Raw genomic sequence first — 24968 nt, 5'->3', positions numbered from 1 at the left:
CTGGCACTCTAGTAATACCTATTGCTTAATAAATACTTATTGAGTTCTAGGTTTGATTAAGACATAGTTTGGTGCTGTTGGAGCTGTTGATTCTTTCGCATAAACAATGTTTCCATACTTATCTTTTGTGAATAGATAAATTCTTTGATCCTTTTGGAAGACATTAGTGCTAGCAGGATCATTTCCTGTTTGGTTAGCTGTAAATGTTTTTGCGGAACTTGCATCAGAAGGTGCTGTAATCTTCCCTTTATTATAAGAAACTATTGCCCCTCCAGGGATATACGTGAAATTATTGTTATCTGCTCTCGTTATAATTTCTTGTACATTTTCTAGTGTTAAATCATATCCCTCAGAAAGTACTGCCCAATAATATTGCTGATCCCATGTAATATCCGCATTTAAGTTTGCAACAACTTCAACCTGCTTGGAAATATTTAGATTGCTTGGGAACTGTGTATCAGGTAATAATGTCGCCGAAGTAATTGTATTCACTTTTGTTGGATATTGGTATTCTGCTGTTTGCTTACTAAATCTCCAGCCACCATTATCTGTAACTGAAGCATTTACAGTAATATCAAAGCTTTGTTTTACTTCATCATTAAACTTGATGATTAGCTTACGAGGTTCCCAATCCTTCTTACCTGTAGTATCTTCCCAATTCCATGAAACATAGGATGGAGAAATAGCAGTATTTGTACCTCGTTCTACTAATTTAAAATCAGAATCTTTTAGATCAATAGCCTCTGAAAATGTTACTTCAAATGTTTTACCATCAATACGTTTAAAGATTGGATCTTCTACCTTTGGTGGTGTTCCATCAGAGAAGAACGTATATTTCATAACACCAGTTCCATCGCCACCAGGAGTGAGGGTTATTGGTTTACTTTGTTTTTCGTCAAATGTATAAACCTTAGATTCTGTTCCATCCTGTAGCATCGTTGTGTTACCATAATTATCTTTCACAGCAACATAAAGCTCGTATTTTTGATGAGGTTCCAAAGAAAAGTTAATTTCATTTATATCTTTTCGCATATTGCTCGCTATTCCTTTAGCAATAACCTCAGTTGCATCTTTTGGAGGCGGTGTTGGATCGCCTTCTTTTCTCAAAATGTAGTGATACGTTCCACCTTCATCCGACATGAATCTAAAAGTCCCATTCTTGTCATCCTTAGCTATTTTAATTGATGTATTTCCAATTTTTGGTGGCGTCTGATCATCAATAACATGCTTAGTTTGGATGTCAGATACATTTCCTGATCGATCTCGTAATACCATATAAATCGAATAGCTCTTAAATGGGTCTAATGGTGGTGTTGCATTCGGTAGTGGAATTGTAACCTTTTGCTTTCCTAATTGAGCAGGTTTATTACCACCACTACCGATGATTTTTATATCTTTTGTGCCAACCTTAAAGGTTTCCGAATTCAATTGAACAGCTTCAATTAAACGTAGACGATCATCACGTGTTAGATTTAAGTCTGACTCCATAATCAAATAATGATACGTACCTGCTTTTGTTGCATTAAATTCAATAAGCGTCTGATCTTTTGCCGCGTTAATCGCTGGATCTCCTATAATTGTTAAGTATGGCCACTCACCATCTTTATGAATATATTCAGCCGTATTTCTTGGAACACTATTAGGCTGAATATTATTAATATTTTCGAATTCATTATCGGCTAAGTCTTTTACTTTTGGAGATATAGTTACAACTAAGTTATCTCCATTAACAAAGCCTGTTAATGAAGGGATAGTGAAGATTAATCTTTTTTGAGACTTATTATAGACAACTTTTTCTGGTCGAATTGGTTTTTGTAAACCAATATTGATAATTCCTGTACCTGTAAGTTCATAGTTTTCCACGTTTTCAGCAGAAGCAGGATCTAACTCTTCGCTCACCGTTACATAAAATTCGTTTTTAACCTCGTCCAATTTATATAATTCCCCACCAACTATATATGGTGGAATATTATCAAGTTCCTTCGTTTTAAATTCCTTCACTGCTGCAGGATCTTTTGAATAATTACCTGAAGCATCCTTCATTACTACATACAATTGGTATTCCGTTTCAGCCTCTAAACCTGTTAACATTTCAGTAATCCCAAGTTTACCTGCAACTGCCTTGCCCTTACCTGTTGGTTTAGCAACAATATCTGCAGTTGTTGGATCAGCTGCAGTTGTCTTTTTACGGACATAGTAGTAATAGTCGCCTGGCTCACTTGCTGTAAATGTAAACTCTGCACGTTTTCCGCCATGTAAAGGGTTTACTTTTAAATCTTTAACGACTGGCGGTGTTGCATCTTTCATTTGGAATGATTGCGATTTAATATCCGAAACATTTTTCGCTCCATCAACGACCATCACGTAAATGACATATTCTTTTTTCTCACCTAAGTTAGTGACTTTAAAAGTGTTTTTGCCATTTACTGCTGCGCCTGTTCCACTTGCCACATTGTCAGTAGAAATGCGATTGACCATTTCTTTTTTCGTCGGTGCATCAGCGTCTTTTTCTCGAACAATATAATAGTAAGTTCCAACTTTATCTGAAGTGAAGTCTACCTGAATATCACTACCATTTAAAACTGTTACATTCGTAATGTCGATTAACGGTTTTGTTTTATCTGCTGGTTTTTGATTATCAATATCGTCTTTATCGACTGGTTTACCATCTTCATCTACTATATTGCCGATATTATCTTTATCCTCTAGGAAGTCGTCGAAGATATTATTCGGCGACTCGTCCTTCGGCATAATAACTTTATCAACATATGTGTAATCTCCAAGATCAACCCAACCATATACATTATCAACATACAGAGTGCCTACTCGGCCATCGATATACAGCTCTAAATCTGTATAGCTATTGTAGTTAATCCAGTCGATATTGCCAGTTCCGTAAATTGTCAGCTTTGTTTCTGTATCAAGGTTCAATGTGCCGATATTTCCTTGAATCTCAAATTCACGGACATTCCCGATGATGTCTACACGTGGCAGCTTCGTATTTGTTTCGATTTTTGTACCACTTTGAGAGACAATGAGGCGCGAAACAGTGCTGTTATAAAATTCAATATGTTTTTCAACATTTTTCATCGTCACTTTATCTTTAGACCAGTTCTCAAATGGCTTATTTTTATCAGGATTCTTGTCGGAATTCTGATCTGCCCAATCTTGAAGATCTGTTGTCGAACCGTTATTTGATGAGCCTTCACTATTTGGATTATCTGGATTAGACCAGTTGATAAATCCAGTATTAGTACTTGCAATACGGCCAAACGAAATTGGCTGATAGTAGCCTAATTGTAAAGGTGGACGAACTGTTTCGTTGACAAGCATTGTGCCAGTCAATGTAACATTGGAAAATTCAATATAGTTCCCATTGACAACGATTGTCGCTCCAAAGGATCCATGATTACCATCAAACTCTAGAAATCTAGATTTTGTCCCACTAGCATTCAATGTGAGCTTCGAAACAGAGCGAATCGTTTTTCCTGAAAGATTCCCTTCAATAAGTGCACCTTTTAATACCGGTGCATTATCTTCGTTAAAAATATGCGAGAGACTTTCCGGTACTGAATATGGTTCAGCATTTATGTAGACAATATCGTCTTCAACACCTGTAATCTTGAAAGATGTGGCGTTGTTCTTTTTCTCTTGTGAACGCACAATAAAAGATGACATTTGTCCACGTGTTACGGGATTATACGGTGAGAAAGTGACAGGTGTTGTTCCTTCTGTAATTTTTAAATCTACTAACGTTTGAATATAGATCGCGTTGCTTGTTTGGCTAGTTACATCTTTGAAACTATGGTTGTAATTAGATGCTACCTCAAATTTAAAGCCGAGCGCTAAAATTTTTGCTAATTGCCCACGTGTCATCACTTCATTAGGCATAAATGTTCCGTTTGAATATCCAGACATGATTCCTGCGTTTTGTAATGCAGCTATATACTTGTAATACTCACTGCTTTTTGGGACATCTTTAAAATATGGATCTTGAACATTTTTTAAATCTAAGTTTAAAACGGTCGCTAACATTTTTGCTGCCTGACCACGTGTTACATTTTGATATGGTCGAAAAGTATTATCTGGATACCCACTAATTGCACCTTGAGAGTATAACTTTAAAATATTGTCGTAATGGCTTGAATATTGGTTAATATCCTTAAATGGTGAAGTAGCTGCAGCTGCCGTTTGTGGTGGCACTACAGCAGCAATCCCACTAGTAGCAAAAACAGTTGCTATGAGTGCTTTGTTCACCTTTTGGACTTTTGTTTTATCCATCCCACTCTTCCTTCCATCTATGTATTTGATACGTTCAAAATATCATTTTCCTCATACCCTTTATATCGACAGGTTGATAGTGAACCTTCATAGATAAATCTAAATTAATGGAAGAAAGTTGTTAATAATAATTAGCAAAAAAGGTTCCCCATCATAACGTGAGGTTGATCTCCGTTCCGACTGGGCGCTTTGTTGTTGTTGTTGTTGTTGTTGTTGTTGCTGTCGCTTCGCTTTCGCACAGAGCAAAGCTTCCTGGGGGCGTCCGATGAGCATCTTCACTCGCGTTGCTCACGAAGGCGTTATCACAGGACGTGATGCTTTTAGCCTTCGTTCCTCTATATCGCTAATCCCCGAGGAGGCGCCCAGTCTCCACTCCAATCAACTTATACAATGGCATACGTTTTGTTTCAACCTTTGTGATGAATCAAAAAACCATCTTAGACACTGTACACTTTCAGCCATCCAAATCTCATTACTAACCAATCCCTTATCTTTTTTCGATTTCTTTTCCCTTTAACATAAAAAAAAGCCAAGGCGCATCGGTGCTCACTTGGCTTTTGACGATATATAGGCATACATCTAGATGTACTTGCGATGTCATAAGGGAAAGGGGGATAACCTTACATCTTGTCAAGTCGATCAAGAGATGTGTCCCGAGTTTACGTATCATTTTAAACATCCTTTTTAAGTCATATAGGGGATGACTTAAAAATAGCTTGCCCAAATGATCGTTGCATTAATCATGTACCCCAAAATTTAGAAATGTACACTTATTTTAAACATTTTTTTATTTATTTTCTTGCTCTCCAACTATGACTCGATTCCGTCCGGCTTGTTTTGCAAGATACAATGCACTATCCGCAACTTCAAATAACTTTTCTGTCGTGTCGGCCATTTGTGGATACACTGCCACACCTGCTGATAATGTAACCGGGCGATCACAGGGACTTACAGTATGTGCTAAAATATCGCGCAGTTGCTCGGCCACCTGTGCCGCTTCCTCAGCCGTAGTAGCCGGCAATAACAGCACAAATTCCTCCCCTCCGTAGCGACAGCAAACATCTCCCTCACGAGCAACGGCTTTCATATTGTAGGCTAAAAATTGTAACACTTTATCACCTACTGCATGACCATACGTATCATTAACACTTTTAAAATGATCTAAATCAAGCAAAATGAGGGCATGTGGCGACTCATTATCGAGCCATTCCGCTAGCATCGCATCCATTGTGCGACGATTAGTTAGACCTGTTAACGGGTCTGTTGTAGATTGATCTTTAAAAAAGGACACCTGTCCCTGTAAAAATGTTAAACTCCGAACGAGAGCGCTTTTAAGATAATGCGCTTCAAAATACCAACTACGTACAGCTTTCAAGCCTTCTACATTTTTCGATTCCATGCTTTCCTCTGTTAAAGTAGCTAATTGCTGTAAGGGATTTGCAATACGCGCTGCCGCCCAAAGGACAATTAAAATTGAAATTAGCATAATCGGAATGGATTTTATAGCAACTTCCTGTACTCTATCAAATGAAGGGGCTAATGCTACATCTATCGGCCTTTGAGCCACTACTCCCCAACCCGTTAAAGGTACGGTACTAAAACCAGCAAGCATTTCAACTCCTTTAGTATTCACTACTTGAAAAGCCCCGCTTTTTCCAGAAACTACTGCTTGGACAACTTTATTATCAATAACGATATCATTAACGCGACTTGGGTCCTGATGATAAATAACACGCCCATCCGAATCAACTACATATACATATGATCCATCATGATAATAATGCTCTCCGAGTAATTCATTAAAAACATTTCGTTCCTTTAAATAAATTGTCCCAGCTACCATTCCTAAATATTCATTTGTCTCTGAAAATATAGGATACGATATAAAAATAAGGAGCCTCCCCGTTATTCCCTTATAAGGCTTTGAGACAAGAGGCTTCTTTTTAGATAAAGCCTCCTTTGCTCCAGCAGATGTTAACACTGCACCTTGTACCTCTTCAGATGGTGGTGAAATAGATAATACACGACCTTCTGCATTTGTGATCAGGACAGAATTAAACATGTCATTTTGCATTTTCAAACGCTCAGTTTCCTGATTCAAAGCATTGCTATCATGCATTTTCGTTTTTATCGTACCAGCGCTATATCCTAAAATTTGAAAAGATTCTTCAAGATAGGAACTAGCAGTTGTTGCTAATTTTTGTGCATAGACTCGATTCGTTTCAAGCGTATTCTCTTTAATCGAGTCAACATTCATTCGGTAACCACTCCAAATACTACCGATACCTGTTAAGATAAAAGCAGCTATCGCAACTCCCATGATTAAATACTTTAACTTTATCTGTTTTGATTTCATTTTCTATCTTTTACCCCTAGTTTATAATTTCCTCTATTATTCTATTAAAGCACAAAAAAATTCCTTATTAAGAAAATTTCTTATATTGAGTGAAAAGTATTTGTAAAAATAGTAATTCTCAAGACCCTCTTATTACAAAAGTAAATAGTAGGCCCGCTATCATAACGTGGGTTGATTTCCGTTCCTGCTGAGCGCTTTGTAGCTGCCGCTTTGCTTTCACGCAGAGCAGAGCTTTCAGGAGTCGCCCAGCCTCCACTCCAATCAACTTATTGGCACACATTTAACAGATATCATCCCTTCAGAAGCCATATAGTAGGGAAAGTTCCATAATTTTAGCATCGTTAACCGAACAAAAATATAGTAATTTATATCTATAAAACTTTTAGTATTTCGATAGATTTTTATTATAAATTTATTTTAAAGAGGGTTTTAATATGTCGTTACGTAAAGTAGCTCCAATAATGGTTGGTTTTAGTATGGCTCTATGGACAAATACTTCTTTCCACCTAAATAAGTCAGCTCGTTTGAATGTAACAAAGTCACAAAAATCTTTATCACTATACAGCTTCCAAAGTGACTATAAAATGAAATGGCATCGATTAGAAACAGACTACTCCCAATTTTCCCTCGTAGGAAGACATAATTCTGATGAGGTTGGAGGATATGAAACGCGTACTGGGCATAGCGTATTTGGTATTCGTATCAGTGCTAATCGAATAGATGTAAATAGAAAATACGGTCTTCCGCTTAGTTCCATTCACTATGAGCATACAAGCTATTTGCTCGATTACAATGATTGTGAAGGTAACACTACACATGGGACCTATTTCATTGATGGTCACTATGTTACTTTTTTCTATGATTTACACAAAAACAATATTGTTCGTTCTATTGTTTGGATTCATGCCAAAACAGAATTAAGTAAACGTGGCTATTATGGTAAGCCTTCCAACGAACTACGAACAGGGCTTGAAGATTTAATGGTTGACCTTATTAACCATGAGCGAGTAATAGAAGGTTTACAGCCACTCATTTATGACAAAGGATCTAATCCTATTGCGCGGCAGCATAGTAGCAATATGATCACACATCAATTTTTTAGTCACGAAGATCATAAAGGAAATCATTCCAACGACCGCCTCACTGCTGGTGGAGTTAATCACTATTGGTATGGCGAAAATATAGCACAAGGTCAGCACAATAGTATATTTGCTCATGAAGCACTGATGAATTCAAAAGGACATCGTATAAATATTTTAAGGAAAGAGTTTACACATGTCTTTGTTGGTATTTGCTTTAAAGATAACGGTGCACCCTATTATACGGTTAACTTTTATTCTATATAGTTGAACGTTGAAGTTGATTAACAATATATATACAAATATCTCTATGCAGAAATGAAGGGCACTGAAAAATTTACGCTTTTATAATAGTGCACCTTTTTCAGATAAAAATAAGGCGCTTCTTGTTCAATTTCGAACAGGAAGTGCCTTATTTCTGTCTCTATTTTAGCTTTAATATACGTAGATCGCCATGCATGGACTTAAATTAAGAGTTTCTTGATTTCAAATCATCAGGGGCACCACCTGCACATTAATCCTTTTAAAAGCGTGACTAAAATAATAGTATGATACATTGCGTTGTTTGGAGAAGCATCGCTCGACTCCTGCGGGAAAGCGAGACAGACGAGACCCCGCACGAAGCGAAGCGTAGGAGGAGGCTCGGCGCTCGCCCGCGGAAAGCGAGCGGAATGCTTCGGAAAACAATAGTAGGGTCATAGCCCCAATGGAATTAGCATTAAAGGAGCGTAGACAGTCGGAACGGAAATCACCCCTTTGTTATGTGCGGAATTCTATATTCTAAATTTTTTTACTTTTTTTGTTATTCTGACATATAATTTTTTGACTAATTATTTTATAATAAAATTTAACATAGTCAAGCCATCAATTCTTCTGTTATAATACTGATAATTTACATTCTATCTGTAGTAATACAGTGTGAATAAATGCTTTTCACAAAATGGGGATTATGAGAAAAGCGCTACAATGCATTCTTAAATACAATGTAGCCTACACAAAAAGGGGTTGGGAGATTTGGGTATTTTAAAGGGGTTAAAAATTCTCGATTTTTCTGCATTACTACCGGGTCCAATGGCGACAATGATATTTGCTGATCTAGGCGCTGAGGTTATTCACGTTGAATCATCAAAACGCGTAGATTTAACACGTATTATGCCTCCTTACGACGATGACCATGAGGCATATATTCATCAACATTTGAACCGTTCTAAAAAATCATTAACATTAAATTTAAAATCGCCTGAAGCTATAGAAATTGTTAAGTCACTTGTTAAAGAGTACGACATCATTATCGAAGGATTTCGACCCGGTGTCATGCAACGACTTGGCATTGGCTATGAAGCGCTAAAAGAAATAAATCCTAAAGTTATTTATTGTGCTATTACAGGCTATGGACAAACTGGACCATATAGCAATCGGCCAGGACATGACAATAACTATTTATCATTAGCTGGCATACTTGATTACTCACGCCATAAAGATAAAAAACCTGTCTCAATGGGTATTCAGCTAGCAGATATTGCTGGGGGCACGATGCATTCAGCAATTGGCGTACTCGCAGCTGCTTTACATCGTGAAAAAACAGGTGAAGGGCAATATATTGATATAAGTATGACCGATGCTGTATTTTCACTCAATGCTATGTATGGATCTGCCTATATTGGCGGTGGCCGTGTTCCTCAGCCCGAGCAGGAAATTTTAAATGGTGGTAGCTATTATGACTTTTACAAAACAAAGGATGGCCGATTTTTCTCGGTAGGAAGTCTTGAACCTCAATTCCGGAGATTACTCTGTGAAGCGCTTGATATTCCTGAGCTCATTGATAATACGTTTAATGATTCCTACTATACACAAATTCGTTTTAAAGAAGCTGTTCATGATGCGTTCTTATCGAAGACTTACGAAGAATGGCTTGAAGTATTTAACGAGGATTTCGAGGGATGTGTCGAACCAGTTTTAACATTTCCAGAGGCATGCGAGCATCCTCAGCTGAAGGCTCGTGATATGATTGTGGATATTCCCAAAAGCGACGGTACTACGCAAAAACAAATTGCATCTGCTTTCAAGTTTGATGGTGTTAAGCCACAGTACAAGCATGTCGGTGCCAAGCTTGGAGAGCATAATGATGAAGTATTATCTTCACTTGGCTATAGCGTCGAGCAAATCGCAGACTTAAAGGACAAAGGGGTTTTAGAATAATATAGGTCCACTGCACAAATAAAAAGAGTGTCTAATGCTGTATTTATCATACATTAGACACTTTTTTTATTTCTAATCCGCTGATAGTAATTAAACATACGCACTTATAAAGACTCGTAGCTTTTCGAAATGATCGTCAATGAGTAAATACTTTTTATAAATTTCCATTAGTTTTTCAAACAGCTCATACTGCTCCGTCACAAATAAAACTTTTAAAATATTGAGCATATGCAAGGATGCGCTCTGTGCTACCCAATAGTAGGGCGTTTCTAGTTGACGATAATGTCGCCGCCATTCGTCCACAGATAAGCCGATATGCTGTAATGAATTATTAACATGGAGAGCAATATCCTGCTGAACTGATGCCTCAATCGCAATAAATTGCTCATTGCTATAGTTACGCTGCACTAAAGTGGCGTGTATTTTTTTATTGGAGGCTAGTACATGCTCCTTTAAAAGCAGAAGCCCCTCTTGATAACGTCCCATTTTTACATAATGGTCCAGCAATACTGCATACAAGTTTTCTAAAAAATTAAGTTCATAATTTTTAATAAGGGCAGGAGGCGTTGGTTTACGATTCGGCAATAAATCCTTATATTCCAACAAAATCTCTATCGCGTAATTATTAAGTCGTTCATCCTCTAATAAATACTCACCGTAGTGAATAACAGTTTCATGCTTCTGTTCTTGATGTGCTATATGAAACTGCAGATAGGCAATCAGAACTTTTTCTTTCTCTGTCAATGCATACATTGAATAACGCCAATCCGCTTCAAAGGAAGTAATAAAAGCTTTCACGCATCGATAATCCCCTTCTGATAAGCGATAGTGCGTTACAATTTGATAAAGATGTAACTGCTTTTTTGCTATACAAGTAGAATTATGATTATCCACATAAGTTATACACTTATCCATAGTTTTTCTATAATTATCAACAAAGTTATCCACATATACACAAGTTTTTTTTGTGGATTTCTCAACATGCTCCATCATTTCATGGATAAATGTGAATTGTTCTAATGGTTTGTGGATAAACAGTGAATAAACCTTTTTCAGGAAAAGCCAATGCCAAAAAAGGTCTTCTTCTTTATAAATCATATGCACAAAATATTCATTTTCAAATTTATATAAAAATATAGTTTGTAGTTCGTTCACTGGCATTGTCACTTGCATTCTTTTCCCAAAAATTAGCCAGATTAATCTTTCTAAGTCCATTGTATGCTGTGCAAAAAGCTGCTCAAAAAAGGTCTCCTTGCCTTTTTGCGTATAAAAAAAAGCATTGAGACGTTCATTGACAAATTTAGCTTCCAAACCATGCTTGTTAAAAAAAGTTTGCATTTCTGTCGTTACACGACCCCAATATTTTCGCGCAGTTGAAAACGCAATATTCATCGCTGTTTCCTCATTCACTAAAAATAAATTTGGTGAAAGTGCAGTACCTAGAATTTTCGGGTCTACCGGTGAGTCAATCTCTGCCTCTAACCATTTTGAAAGTAATTTTTCAGCACCCTTTTCACCATTTTGTTTATATGTCATGTATAACCGCTCATCACAATCCAACAGCATGCAAATGGAGCCCCCTATCAAATTCAACCAACAAAGATCTTCCCCTATCACGTAAAATTCTTTTAACACTCTTTCTTCAATATAACAAATCTTATCCAACATATGCTAAAGAAATCGTGATCTGCATAGAACAAAATATTCGTGTAAAATCGACAACTCCATTTACAGCAGCATAAAAAAAGCCATCTATAACGGGTAAATACCTCATAGATGGGGAAAAAAATTAAGTTTCCGTTTTTAAAGAAGAACCGCAATGAGCTATTGGACAATCACTCATAAGTTGGTAGCCCATTTGTATTGTCACAATAGCTCATTACCTACGCCAACCCAAAGCTAGCGCCATAGATGCATAACTTAGACAGCTATGCATCACTTACCAAAACAATTAAAAAAGCATTCTCACAACAGTAGACGAGCAACCGGAAAAATAGTTACAAAAAAATTCGTCTAGACGAATTTTTTTCTGCATCGAAAGCGTAGCGGCAGATGCAAAAGGTTTTCAAATCCGTCTTTTTTTTGACGGATTTTTTCTGCCCCGAAAACGCAGCGGCAGGGGCAAAACGATTTTCAAATTCGTCTAGACGAATTTTTTTCTGCATCGAAAGCGTAGCGGCAGATGCAAAACGGGTTTCTAATCCGTCTTTTTTTTGACGGATTTTTTCTGCCCCGAAAGCGTAGCGACAGGGGCAAAATTTTTTTCTGCATCGAAAGCGCAAGCGCAATGTTACTCTTTTCGCAGTACAAAATTCAATTGTTTTTTGCTCTATAAAAAAAAAGCAAACTATGAAATTTTCTAGTTTGCTTTCTTTTCTGTCCGCCATTAATCATATTGTTTTTTCACGGGCTTATAAATTCGGGCTTTTTTTAGTACTGTTTTAGGTACTTGGAAGGTTGCTGTTACGACACCTGGATGACGACCAATTTCAATCGATCCTGTAATCGTCGCTCGATTCATAACCTCTGGCTCGCTCATCTCAAAAAGCTTTGCGGCACGGCTTATAGCGTTAGTTGTTGCTTCATTTAATGATGTCCCAGAGCCAACAATTGATACAGGAAATACTTCCTCCAACTGCTTTACGCCGAACTCATCTGCAAGCTCACGTGCACGACGTTTTTCTTCCTTTGTAAAAGGTTTAGCCGTATAAGGTAAATCCTCTGTATTCGGCAATAAAATAGGGCCATCCAAAGCTACTTTTTTCAACACACTTACTTGAAGTTGAACAATACCAGCAACATCCGTTGTATGTCCTGCAATTTCACCGTCCCCTTGCATTGCGTGCATATCACCAATATACAAACCACCTCCTGGAACCTTTACTGGACAAATAATTGTTGCCCCCTCACGAACACGGCTTATATCCATATGTCCATCTGTACGGTGTCTATCTAATTCATCCTGCGTAAATGCATATTCATGAGGTGCACCGATTAAAAACGAACCAAAATCACCAGCATTATGGGAGTCTGGCATCGCCTTTGATGGTGTCGTTCCAAGCTGCCCTAAAAACGGCCGCATTCTTGCCATAACACCAATCAAATCACTTGGGGCCAATGCAACTACAGGGTTTTGCACAGATTTTTCAGGTGTACGCATATAATTTTTAGCATCAAGGGCAATACGACGAGCCCCTTCTCGGCCAACAGTCACACCAATATTCCCTTTATGATCTAACGCCATCGTATAGCCATTCGTCATGTTAAAAGGTGATGTTTCTGTATCACATGTTGAACAACGAATGGCCTGTCGACCTATCCCTTTGACAACTGTGCTTGGATGAAGCTTACCACAGCCTGGACATTTTACTGATACGAATGGATCCCCAATAAATCGATCTACGATTGCCTCATCGGGCCCAGATGCTGTTGCTATTGATGTTACCTGGATTGATTTAATCTTGATAACAATGGCATCCCCTACCTCTGCCCCTTCTACAAATACAGGCTTTGTTACTTCATGTCCGCCACGAATCGTTGGTGTTAGCATCGGGCCCCAACAGCCTGGCGTTGTATTAGCAATAATTGTGCCACCGTCTTTGACCGGACCAAGCATTTTCTCTCGTGGATCTAAAATTCCATCTATGAACTCATTTACGAATAATGTTTCGACGGCTAGTTGACCCTGTACAAGGTCCTCACTTTGCATTCCTTCTTTTTCTAGTACATGCAATTCGCTTGTCATTTCTTTCATCACGCTCCTAGTTTTTATTTTATGTATATAGATGATTGTTACATTTGATTTCAACACTTTTTATAAATTTAGTGATTTGTCGATTGTAAAACTTATTTCGACATCAAGTTTGATAGTTCCTGCCATTTCGAGGGGAATGTCACTAATTGTATGTATGCAAACTCGAAGTCGCGTTGAAATCCTTTTTTCTTTATGCATTATTTTCGTCCAATAGAAAGGCTATTGAGTACATGGAAAATTATGCCGTTTAATTTATGTATTTTCAACCATTTAACATAAAAAAGCACAGACTCATACAAATGTATTTAAATTTCCAATGACAATTTACAATAATAAAGGGTCTTTGTGCTTTTTGATGGCACAAAAACCCTTTCGTCTATCTTTATTATGATATTTAATCTCCTAGTGCGAGTTTTTTCATGGTCAATCTTCACACGTTTTCAACGGCTACTGTTAATTTAATGGGATTGTCACAGGATCCATCTCTTTTAATTCCGTACCTTTTCCTGATCCCAAGGAGAAATAAATAACAGGGACAAATGTAATGGAAGTAGCAGTTGGATTGATCGCCTGTACAGTGGCACTTGATTTATAAGAAATACCACCGTCGCGACTTGCAGCACCATTTCCATTTACCACATAAGTATTGCCTAAATTATCTCGTAGTTCATCAAATTGAACTGTAACTTCTGGCCACTTCTTTAACACTTCTGGAATAGTTTCATACTCAAAACGAATAACAGTTGACATATCATTTTTTTCAAGGGCTGTAAATCGAGCCGTGACATCATAGTTTGAAACAGTTTCATTGACTAGCTGTAGCTCACCTGCTAACTTAGAGACCTTAAAATTAAATGCCCAATCCCCTTCCACTTTTGTATCATTATTCACATTGAGAAAAGCTTCTGGTTTCCATATTACTTCTAATTCATCTGGTGCCTCTTTATCAAAATGAGGTGTTATATTTGCTAACCCTACATATTTATTATCACTTATCTTTTCAAGTCGAGTACTTCCTCCACCACCTACAGCTCCTTTGATATCTATGAAATCTCCTTCTATAAACGGAGAATCTCCTAAATCTTTATCTGTTTCAAGTGCAAAAGAAATTGTCATTGATGTACCGTCATACACAGCATTTTCTATCATCATAGATAAGCCATTACTAGAATGAACCTGTCCAATTTCCGTTGCATAACTATCAAAGTTCTCCAGCATTGTGCTTTTATTATCAAAATAACTAGCAATATTTTTCATAAACGGAATTTGTGAAGCAAGTGTAGGAAAAGCAATACTTACGGAAGTTACCATACTGACGCCAATTATCGCCGCCGCTGCTATATGACGCACCCATTTTGGCATACGCTTTCTTGTTGCTTGCTTCTTTAAAACCGTTTGTTTAAGGTTCATTTTTCGTTGTGCAGATAATTCGATTGGTTCAATTTGATCCACATCCAGGTCCAGCCACTCTTTATAACTTTTAGTCATATAAATGCCTCCTCCAACTGTATTGTTGTTGCTAGCTTCTTCTTCCCTCGATAAAGTCGGTTTTCTACGGCTGCTTTTGATAAATGCAGCGCTTCTGCTATCTCAGAATTCGTTAATTGCACATAATACTTCATCATGAAAATATCTCGATCAATATTTTCCAAGTGACTAATAGCAATTAGTAAATCGTTTCGTTGCTCCTTTTTCAAAAGCTCCTGCTGTATATCTTTTATGCCAGGCTTTTGCAAAAGCTCCTCGTCCCCTTTTTCTCTTTGCTGTTGCTTTTCAAGCTTACGGAATAAATCTATGGCTTTATATTTTGTCAGCATCCCTATCCATTTTTTGAAATCCTCTGATTCGCCCTTAAATTGCTTTGAATTTTGCCAAATGGCTAGGAATACATCATTAACACAGTCATCAATAGAATCTTTATTAATACCGGAAAGAACCTTATATGCTATCGCATGTACGAAGCCAGAATAATGTTCAATTACATACTCAAGCGCATCTTCTTTTTGGTTTTGTAAACGGCTAATGAAGTTTTTAGATGTACATCTCAACATTTTGCCCCCTTTATGTTTATTTGAAAAAGCTTCTTCACTAACTATATCGAAACTCAGTCACTAAAACTCTCAACTATTTCTGTGGAAAATGAAGATTTCTAAAAAAACCTTCAGTAATGTTTCAATCTCCTCTTTCAAGCGAGTTTCATTTATAATGAGTCACATAAGGAACTTCAATCTGTTAGCAGATCCCAAGCTAAGATGGTCACTTCTTAAAGAAATTTATCACCCACGACTCTATTCTGGTTAAATAGATCAAACTTCTTTAGGACTCATTACAAAAAATCAGGGATGAAATTTGTTAAAACATAATATTTGGAGTGAAGACGTGGTGAATTCTTGGCGACCAATATCACAAATAAGATTCTGGAGTGAACGAGTAGAGGAACAGTAATCAACTCCACATTATATTGAATAATCTTTTTAGGATAATAAAGAATTGTTTATCGGGCTACTGCTAAACTTAATAGCTATACGCTATTCTTAAAATTCTAATGACGATTTACAACATAAAGAAGAAAGGACGTGTGAACAATGCAAGAACCAACTATTTTAGTAGTGGATGATGAGGCAGATTTAGCGAACCTCCTAAAAGTTAGCCTACAAAAAGAAGGTTATAAGCAAATTCATACAGCTGGCTCCATACAAGAAGCGTGGACGAGCTTTCAACAGACACAACCCGATATTGTACTTCTTGATGTGATGCTTCCCGATGGTGAGGGCTATGATTTATGTCGACGCATTCGAGAAGTGTCGCATGTGCCGGTGCTTTTCATGTCAGCAAAGAATGAAGAAATTGATAAAATTTTAGGGCTCGCTATCGGAGGGGACGATTATATTACGAAACCTTTTAGTCCTAAAGAGGTTGCCTATCGTGTGAAGGCACAGCTTCGCAGAGCTGGCTATCAAACGCAAGAAGCAGCTTCAGTAACTTCCGGGAAGTCGATTCAAGTTGGTCCATTTTTACTTAATGGAGATGAAACGGAGGTACATAAGGACGGCGATTTATTGGAACTAACGGCGAAGGAAATCGGTTTGATGGCTTGCTTTATGAATAATCCTAATCGAATTTTAAGTAAAGAAACGCTGTTTGAGCGTGTATGGGGAGAGGACTTTTTCGGCTCAGACAATACTGTTATGGTGCATATTCGACGACTGCGTGAAAAGGTTGAAAATGATGCATCAAAGCCTATGTATATTACAACTGTAAAAGGGCTTGGCTATAAATTTGTCATTCCAAAAGAGGAGCAAGCATGAAATGGAGATTAACAGCTAGATTCCTTCTGTCTGTGCTGTCTATTGTTATTATTGTAATTTTCGTGAATACAGCCATTTTAATTAGTTTTTTCATTTTCCAACAGACCAATAAATACGATCAAACAACTTCGTATACAGAAGAAAACTTCGTACGCGAGTTCCAACAGTATATTGATATAAATAATGAAACACCTGCAGTAAGCAAGGATGGACTTCAACAATTGCATCAGCGAAATGCTTGGATTCAAGTACTTGATCATAATGGACAGGTCGTTGAAGCCCATTTCGCTCCAGATCAAGCGCCTTCACATTATGCGCCGATTGACTTAATTCAAGTTTATAAATATAAAGAATTCGATGTCGACACAACCGTATATGTGGGAAGTAAAGAAAGTTTTAGTTATCTTATCGGCATCGAAGGAAGTGGCGTTACTAGATATGTCACTCATTTTTCTGGGTCATCCGTATTACAGTTCATTGGCAAGTTTGGTTTACTCATTGTCATTGCTGATTTATTAGTAGCTACACTCGTTGGCTGGCTTTTCGGTCGAACGTTGACCAAGCCTCTTCACGCAATGATTGAACGTATTCGTCATTTAAAGAATCGTGAGCATGTGACGAGCAAAATGCCAGGCGGTGTGTACAAACCCGTTTTTGAGAATTTAAATGAAGTATCGAGAGAGCTTGCTGCACATGAGCAGGAACGTAAACGATTAGAAATGATGCGCGAGGAATGGATTAGCAATGTCTCACACGATATGAAAACACCTCTTGCCTCGATTCGTGGTTATGCGGAATTACTGAATGATGGAAAATTAACGCCTTCTGAACAAACAGAATATACTCAGATTATCGAAAAACAATCATTGCATATGCAAAATTTACTGGATGATTTAAATTTAACTATGCGCTTACGACATCAACAGCTTCCGCTCAGCTTAACCGAGGTAAACATGGTGCAATTTATTCGTGAAATCGTTATTGATACACTCAATACACCACAATATGAGCAAGCTAATATTGAATTTAATGCAACTAAAGATGTTATCAAGCATCACATTGACGAACATTTTATGCGACGAGCAGTGATGAATTTTTTACACAATGCATTGCTTCATAATCCTTCTGATGTTTCAGTTAATGTTCTTGTTGAAGATCATTCTATTACGATTTCTGATAACGGTAATGGCATTTCTGCAAAAGACCTTGAACATATTTTTGAGCGCTATTATCGAGGGACAAATACTGAGCAAACACATGGTACTGGGTTAGGTACTGCTATCGCTAGAGATATTATCGAAGCGCACGGAGGAACTGTCACTATGACCTCAGAAGAACAACAAGGGACAACTGTCAGCATTCATTTACCAGAAGAAAAAGAGGAGTAGCCCTTTATTTGGGACTACTCCTTCTTGTTATTTCTTCATTAGCTCCTGTACTTTTGCAGGTAGCTCATTGAATTTTACTTCATCATATGATGTAACTTCCGTTTCTTTTTTTACATAAAGCTTCATGTATGCATCGTGACGTAAATTTTTCTGAGCTGAAAACTTTAATGTTTGCTCTTTACCGTTTTCGTCATAAGCAGGTACCTCATACCAATACGACTTCATTATTTCACCATCACTTGCCTTGAATTCCTCTACTTCACCGTCAGTAGTGATATGAACATAGTAAGCTTCTTTATTTAAACGATTAAAATCTACAGTCATCAGAACAACAAGACCTGCTACGAACAACAAGAACAATGCTCCTATACCTAAGAAAACCTTTTTCATATTAATTCCCCTGTCTAATAATTTTATAGAATGAACGAACTGTAAAGATATAATATATGCCATAAATTGCTGAATAAGCAATCATCCACAGTATGACGGGTTTAGTTATATCCATACTAAATAACTGTGAAAAAGCTAGTAGCGCAAATGCACTATGTGCGATACCAACAACGAGTGGTGCACTAAAGATAACGGCAACCTGTCCTGCAACTGTTTTTAATATTTGTTTTTTGTTAACACCAATTTTATTTAAAATTGCATATTTTGACTGATCTTCCTCTGCCTCTGTTAAAACTTTGAAGTAAATAATACTTCCTGTCGCTGCTAAAAATACTAATCCTAAAAAGCTTCCTACAAACAATAGTGATCCGACAGTAGCTAAACCATCCTCATAACTTTGCGGAACACTTGAGAATCCATCCTGCTGTTCCTTAGATAGTTGTTTATATATTTCCTTTGAAACAGCCTGTTGCTTCAAGTCATTATCCATACCAACTACCTGCATTTTAACATCTTCTGCATTTGTTGCAGTGAACACTTTATCATTCACAACGAGAACTGTCCCAGCTGGAATAAAGTTTAATACACTCTCTGTATACATTTTATCAACATAGAATGATTCCCCGTTCTCTAATTTAAACTCTTCACCCGTAAAATCATGCGAGAAACGTTCATCAAAGCTTGCATCAAGTAAAACTGTTGAACCATCTGCAATGTGTAGTTCTTCCTCTTTCCCCTGCAATTTTGCTAAACGATTATAATCGGATTCCTTTAATAATGTATATTCAAAAAACGAATATTCATTATCCACACGTAAATTTTTCACAGAAAGCGACTCGTTGTACAAAACGTCCTCTTGAGAAAATTTTACCGCATCGCCCTTCCACATAAATGTGTTAGGTAGCATATGACGTACGCTGGCTTCTGCATTGTAATACATTCCGAAAACGCCGCCACCAGCTGTGATTGTTGTCGCACTTAAAATAGCGATGATCGAAAGCGATTTAGCATTTGCTCGAATACGGTACAATAATTGTGATACACCAATTAAATTCAAGCCTTTCCATGACCAAGAAGTTGCTTTTTTCAACGCCGTTAACACAAATACGCTAACGCTATGGAATAATAGGTATGTCCCTGCAATCGTTACACCTATAACCATTAGTGGAGTACCTAGCACTGTGAAAAATCGCCAAATCTTGCTCGTAAATATATCTTCAGACGCTGTATAATAACCAAATGCAATTAGCGCTGTCCCAAGAATAGCTGCTAATAATGATGCACGTGGAATTTTCTCTCCTTGCTTCTCAGCATGGAACAGATCAATCAATTTAAATTGATAGATGACACGATAGCCTTGTAAAGATGTGAATAAAAATAGTAACGCAAAAATCCATGTTGTATTTACTAGAGCCTCAGGGGAGAATGTTAAACTTCCTACAACCTCAAAGCCCATTAAACGTACTAAAATCATTAATAACCCTTGTGACATAAAGAATCCAAGAACAATCCCTAATACTAGCGAAACAAGCCCAATTACTAAATTCTCGAAAAAGAGCATTAAGCCGATTTTCTGCTTACGCACACCTAATAGCGAGTAAAGGGCTACTTCCTTTTTTCGTTTTTTCATAAAAAACGAATTGGAATACGCCATAAAGATGACGATAAAGAATAATAACACCACAGATGATCCACTCATCAGTCCTTTAATTTGCTGTGAAAACTGTTTTGAAGCTAAAAGATCATCATTATATTTCAATGTCACAAACGTAAAGTAGATGACGATACTAAAAACCATTGAAGCAATATATAAAAAGTAGTTCGACAAATTACGTTGAATATTTTTTCGCGCTAAACTAAATAACGTCATTTACTCCACCTCCGATGCCAGCAAGCACCTGTAAAATCTCTTGGAAAAATTGCTTTCTAGTTTGAGTACCACGATGAATTTCCTTAGAAAGCTGTCCATCCTGAATAAATAGAATGCGCTGGCAGAAGCTTGCTGCGAATGCATCATGCGTAACCATCATAATCGTGGCCGCTTGTGAATTATTCAGATCACTTAAACTTTCAAGCAAGTCTGTTGCTGATTTTGAATCTAGTGCACCTGTCGGCTCATCCGCAAAGATTAATTTCGGCTCTGTAACCAACGCACGTGATGATGCTGTACGTTGCTTTTGCCCACCAGAAATTTGATATGGATATTTATCGAGTAACTCTTTTATTCCAAATAGTGAAGCTATACGGTCTACCCTTGCGTTAATTGCCTTTGTTGGCACTTTTGCTATTGCAAGCGGCAGTACGATATTTTCACGAACTGTTAAAGAGTCAAGTAAGTTATAGTCTTGGAAGATAAAACCTAGGTTGTCACGACGAAAATCTGCTAACTCTGCATCCTTCATGCGTGCTAAATTTGTATCACCAATAATGATTTCACCAGTCGTTGGTGTATCAATTGTCGCTAACACATTTAATAGTGTCGATTTCCCAGCCCCCGAAGGTCCCATTACACCAACAAACTCTCCTTTTTCTACTTCAAATGATATATTCGATAGCGCTGTAAATGTATTTGCGCCTTTGCCGTAAGTTTTTTCTACATTTTGTACCTTTAATAATGGCGTCATAAACGCTCACCTCTTCTTTCTGACTTTAGTATACCCCTCCAAACTTACAGCAAATTTGTCGCAAGCTTACAACAACCTTAAATCAACTTATCCGCATGATATACGTTTTAGCAAAATGTCATCCAACTTTTGAATTTTATCTACAAGAAAGCAAAAAAGGATTCACACACGAAACTGTGCGTGAACCCTCTTACTTTTCTCTACTCCAATCAGCCTATCTACATGATATACGTTTTAACAAAATGTCATCCAACTTTCGAGTCTTATCTGAACACTTTTGAGATTTATCACCCAACTTTTGAATTTTATCTACCAACTTTCACGTTTTATCTACCAACTTTCACGTTTTATCTACCAACTTTTGAATTTTATCTACCAACTTTCATGTTTTATCCCCTAACTTCTGAATTTTATCGACATCTACCTTTCAAAGAGCAAAAAAAAGGATTCACACACGAAACTGTGCGTGAATCCTTCCTCTACCTTTATTATGCTAATACTTTTTTAATGTCATCCTCAAAGTTACTTGGCTTATCAGCTGAACCATAGCGTCCAACGACTTCACCATTACGATTCACAAGGAATTTTGTGAAATTCCACTTTATACTGTTGCCTAGAAAGCCTTTTGAATGAGATGTCAGATGCTCAAAGATGGGGTGTGCATCTTTACCATTGACCTTTACGATTTCATGCATCGGGAAAGTCACTCCATATGTCAAACGACATTGTGATGCTGCTTCCTCAGCAGTCGCAACTTCTTGCTTAAACTGATTTGATGGGAAACCAAGAATAACAAGGCCTTTATCCTGATACTTTTTATATAGATCTTCTAATTCTTCAAACTGTGGTGTAAAACCACATTTGGAAGCCGTATTAACAATTAACATTGCCTTCCCCTTATAACGATCTAAGCTATATTCAGTACCATCTTCTAGAGCAACTTGTATGTCGTAAATGTTCATTTCTAATTACCCCCATGTTATAAACGCCCATTTTTTCTGGCAATCTGCTGTAGAGGATCCCAAACACCATTGAATGGGGGTGCGTAGGCTAAATCTAAATCTAGTAAATCTGGTAATGTCATTTTATTGTATAAGGCGGTCGCAAACACATCGATCCGTTTATCAACACCTGCAGGTCCAACAATTTGTGCCCCCAAAAGTTGTTGATCTCGTTTACGAACAACAATTTTAATAAACATCCGTTGAGCACCAGGGTAATAACCTGCAATATGGCGGGCAGATAATTTAAAGGCCTCATATTCAAATCCTAGCCCTTTCGCCATGCGCTCATTAATACCTGTCGTAGCGATTGTTAAATTGAAAAACTTTAGGATTGAAGTACCTACAATACCACGAAACGGCGCAGATTTGCCTGACATATTGAGTCCCGCTAAACGCCCTTGCTTATTAGCTGTCGTGCCAAGAGGTACATAATCTAAACGTTCTTTCACAATATTAAAATGCGTTGCACAATCTCCCGCAGCATATATATTTTCAACAGATGTCTCTAAATGTCGATTGACGATGACCGCTCCATTTTTAGCTAGCGCTATGCCTGTACCCTCTAAAAATTGCGTATTCGGTTTAATCCCCACGGCCATAATGACTAAATCTGTATCAAATGCGCCATTGTCCGTTATCACACGTTCTACACGGTGATTGCCCTCAAATGCCTCTACCTGTGTATTCAGCACAAGCTCGATGTCGTTCTTTTTTGCTTCCTCATGAACATGTTGCGCAAGCTCTTCGTCTAAAATTCTTGCAACATAGCTACCTCGTTGAATCAATCTTACTTTTTTACCGCAAGCATGTATCGTTTCGGCCATCTCTAACCCAATATAGCCTGCACCAATAATTGTTACATTTTCTATATCTGACGTTAAATCGGCAAGTAAATCCTCTAGCTGAGGTATTGTTTTCACAGTGTGTATACCTGGTAGATCCGACCCCTTCTCCACCGGCATAATAGGGTCTGCACCTGTTGCAATAAGTAACTTATCGTACGGAATTTCAAATGTTTCCCCAGATGTCTGCGTTCCAAAAACAAGCTTCTTGTCTACATCAATTCCGTTAACCTCATGACCAACACGGGCATCAATACGGTACTTATCACGAAACGTTTCTACATCTCTTGCTATAAGACGCTTTGTCGATGAAATACGCCCATCCACCACATAGGGCAAGCCACACTGCCCATATGAATAAATAAAGCCACGTTCTACAGATGTAATCTCTGCTCCTGGTACATTTCGATATATTTCCATTGCTGCTGACATGCCGGCAGCATCTCCCCCGATGATTACGTATTTCATCCAACAATCCCCCTTATTTTTTTCTCGTTGCTAATAAGCCTGCATAATGGTCCATATAAAAACGGCGTCTGCCTCCACTTACGATGACTCGTATTACATGAATAGCAATTACCATTATGAAAACGAGATTCGCCACAAAGGCGAGTAATGTAATGATAATTTGCAGTAAATAAAATGGTGAATCCATATCTAATTTAATCTGACCTATTATTGTTATAATCTCCGATGTACATACTACTACGAGAATGGCAATACAACGGCGCCAAGATTGACTGACAATACTTTTACCGTTTTCACTTACCATTGTAAAGCGCATAAACTTCATCCCTAGCGTTGCACCATTTGAAAAGCTTGGGACAATACCAAAGAGCAGCATATATAAAGCCATTTTTACTAGAAACTCGAAAATACCACTATAGCCTGTTACGGCACTAATGAAGAACAACATGACATGTGCGATAAATAGATCTATTGCTAGTGCTAACAAAACAGATAACGGCTTGACGATATCCTTTTCGACCATTTCTGCTGCTTTAGCCGCCACCTTTTCATGAGAAGGAAACAGCGCCCACACAACAGGAGCTAAAAAGAACCCTAATAGTGCACCAACACTGTTAAGTATTAAATCATCCACATCAAAAATTCGATATGCACAATTAAAAACGCCATAAATCCCAGTATATTGAGTTACTTCATAAAACAATGTTAGCAAAAAGCTAAATAGAAATGCACGCTTCCAGTACTCTCTTTTTTTAAGAAAATAACGCAAGTATACACCAAATGGCATGAGCAGTAAGAAGTTATAGAATGCCTGATAAAAAGCAGGCTGCTTTGGTATATAAATCCACGTAGATGGATTCGTCAGAACAATCCCACTATCCTTTAAGATATCAGTGACAAATTGAAAAGGATGTAAATTGTAATGGACTGTATCTGGGGCTTGCAGAGAGCAAGTATCACGCGTTTCCGGGAAAGGCAGTAACACTAAGCATAATGCCGATAAAAAATAAAAAATAAATGAGAACATAATAATCGTTTTAGATACAGATAAGTAGCCATACTTCCGATACGTATAAATAAGCCAAGGTACAAATAGCACAAAGGATGCGAAAATTGTTATTAACAATGCTACCATTATAGAACTTGTATAAACTGACATAGAACACCTCTTCGTTTAAAAAATCGGCTCATCACCATAACATGGGAGTTGATTTCTGTTTCTCTACCCGCTTCCCTTCACCCCAATCAACTATATCCCTAACTTTTAATGATAAA

At 37.6% G+C, this 24968-nt stretch carries 18 protein-coding genes; 4 read left to right on the top strand and 14 right to left on the bottom strand.

The annotated features are described in order from the left end of the window. Positions 1-36 precede the first annotated feature (36 nt). The 3 genes from MWJ95_RS22000 to MWJ95_RS21990 form a co-directional block, all read right to left on the bottom strand. Positions 37-4281, bottom strand: coding sequence for an S-layer homology domain-containing protein (locus tag MWJ95_RS22000; protein WP_249107245.1), 4245 nt, complete (start codon positions 4279-4281; stop codon positions 37-39). A gap of 151 nt (positions 4282-4432) precedes the next feature. Next, on the bottom strand, positions 4433-4573 hold the full coding sequence (locus tag MWJ95_RS21995; protein WP_249107244.1) for a hypothetical protein: 141 nt from the start codon (positions 4571-4573) through the stop codon (positions 4433-4435). 495 nt (positions 4574-5068) lie between these two features. Next, a complete protein-coding gene (locus MWJ95_RS21990; protein ID WP_249107243.1) occupies positions 5069-6637 on the bottom strand; it encodes a sensor domain-containing diguanylate cyclase in 1569 nt (522 codons plus the stop codon). Between the two features lie 434 nt (positions 6638-7071). Here MWJ95_RS21990 and MWJ95_RS21985 point away from each other — a divergent pair, with 434 nt between their 5' ends. After that, positions 7072-7983 carry a CAP domain-containing protein gene (locus MWJ95_RS21985; protein ID WP_249107242.1) on the top strand — a complete coding sequence of 304 codons (912 nt, stop codon included), beginning with the start codon at positions 7072-7074 and terminating at the stop codon, positions 7981-7983. 747 nt (positions 7984-8730) lie between these two features. Further along, a complete protein-coding gene (locus MWJ95_RS21980) occupies positions 8731-9915 on the top strand; it encodes a CaiB/BaiF CoA transferase family protein (protein WP_249076012.1) in 1185 nt (394 codons plus the stop codon). Positions 9916-10005: 90 nt separating this feature from the next. Here the strand turns inward: MWJ95_RS21980 and MWJ95_RS21975 are convergent, their stop codons facing one another. The 5 genes from MWJ95_RS21975 to MWJ95_RS21955 all read right to left on the bottom strand — a co-directional run bounded on the left by MWJ95_RS21975 (position 10006) and on the right by MWJ95_RS21955 (position 15720). Further along, positions 10006-11481, bottom strand: coding sequence for a hypothetical protein (locus MWJ95_RS21975; protein WP_249107241.1), 1476 nt, complete (start codon positions 11479-11481; stop codon positions 10006-10008). Positions 11482-11912: 431 nt separating this feature from the next. After that, positions 11913-12302 carry a hypothetical protein gene (locus tag MWJ95_RS21970; RefSeq protein ID WP_249107240.1) on the bottom strand — a complete coding sequence of 130 codons (390 nt, stop codon included), beginning with the start codon at positions 12300-12302 and terminating at the stop codon, positions 11913-11915. Next, positions 12302-13660: an acetamidase/formamidase family protein gene (locus tag MWJ95_RS21965; RefSeq protein ID WP_249076014.1), complete on the bottom strand. Its 1359-nt coding sequence runs from the start codon at positions 13658-13660 to the stop codon at positions 12302-12304. The genes MWJ95_RS21970 and MWJ95_RS21965 overlap by 1 nt, the downstream gene beginning before the upstream one ends. Before the next feature lie 462 nt (positions 13661-14122). Further along, positions 14123-15157 (bottom strand): DUF4179 domain-containing protein, encoded by a 1035-nt coding sequence (locus tag MWJ95_RS21960; RefSeq protein ID WP_249076015.1) that lies wholly within the window; start codon positions 15155-15157, stop codon positions 14123-14125. Then, positions 15154-15720 carry a sigma-70 family RNA polymerase sigma factor gene (locus MWJ95_RS21955; protein ID WP_249107239.1) on the bottom strand — a complete coding sequence of 189 codons (567 nt, stop codon included), beginning with the start codon at positions 15718-15720 and terminating at the stop codon, positions 15154-15156. Before MWJ95_RS21955 ends, MWJ95_RS21960 begins: the two co-directional genes overlap by 4 nt. 534 nt (positions 15721-16254) lie before the next feature. Between MWJ95_RS21955 and MWJ95_RS21950 the strand changes: the two genes are divergently transcribed. Next, positions 16255-16977, top strand: coding sequence for a response regulator transcription factor (locus tag MWJ95_RS21950; RefSeq protein WP_249076017.1), 723 nt, complete (start codon positions 16255-16257; stop codon positions 16975-16977). After that, positions 16974-18365: a sensor histidine kinase gene (locus MWJ95_RS21945; RefSeq protein WP_249076018.1), complete on the top strand. Its 1392-nt coding sequence runs from the start codon at positions 16974-16976 to the stop codon at positions 18363-18365. The genes MWJ95_RS21950 and MWJ95_RS21945 overlap by 4 nt, the downstream gene beginning before the upstream one ends. Positions 18366-18392: 27 nt before the next feature. Here MWJ95_RS21945 and MWJ95_RS21940 read toward each other — a convergent pair whose 3' ends face one another. The 6 genes from MWJ95_RS21940 to MWJ95_RS21915 form a co-directional block, all read right to left on the bottom strand. Beyond that, complete coding sequence (locus MWJ95_RS21940) at positions 18393-18755, bottom strand: YxeA family protein (RefSeq protein ID WP_249076019.1); 363 nt, start codon at positions 18753-18755, stop codon at positions 18393-18395. A gap of 1 nt (position 18756) precedes the next feature. Continuing rightward, on the bottom strand, positions 18757-20625 hold the full coding sequence (locus MWJ95_RS21935) for an ABC transporter permease (protein WP_249076020.1): 1869 nt from the start codon (positions 20623-20625) through the stop codon (positions 18757-18759). Continuing rightward, complete coding sequence (locus tag MWJ95_RS21930; RefSeq protein ID WP_249076021.1) at positions 20612-21379, bottom strand: ABC transporter ATP-binding protein; 768 nt, start codon at positions 21377-21379, stop codon at positions 20612-20614. The genes MWJ95_RS21935 and MWJ95_RS21930 overlap by 14 nt, the downstream gene beginning before the upstream one ends. A gap of 488 nt (positions 21380-21867) precedes the next feature. Continuing rightward, positions 21868-22341 (bottom strand): glutathione peroxidase, encoded by a 474-nt coding sequence (locus MWJ95_RS21925; RefSeq protein WP_249107238.1) that lies wholly within the window; start codon positions 22339-22341, stop codon positions 21868-21870. Positions 22342-22358: 17 nt separating this feature from the next. Next, positions 22359-23693, bottom strand: coding sequence for an FAD-dependent oxidoreductase (locus MWJ95_RS21920; protein ID WP_249107237.1), 1335 nt, complete (start codon positions 23691-23693; stop codon positions 22359-22361). 13 nt (positions 23694-23706) lie between these two features. Continuing rightward, positions 23707-24852 carry a VanZ family protein gene (locus MWJ95_RS21915; protein WP_249107236.1) on the bottom strand — a complete coding sequence of 382 codons (1146 nt, stop codon included), beginning with the start codon at positions 24850-24852 and terminating at the stop codon, positions 23707-23709. Between the last annotated feature and the right edge of the window lie 116 nt (positions 24853-24968).

Origin of the sequence: Lysinibacillus sp. Bpr_S20 (assembly GCF_023337835.1) — a bacterium.
In the GTDB taxonomy this organism is placed as follows: domain Bacteria; phylum Bacillota; class Bacilli; order Bacillales_A; family Planococcaceae; genus Lysinibacillus.
This window is presented reverse-complemented; position numbering and strand designations above follow the sequence as displayed.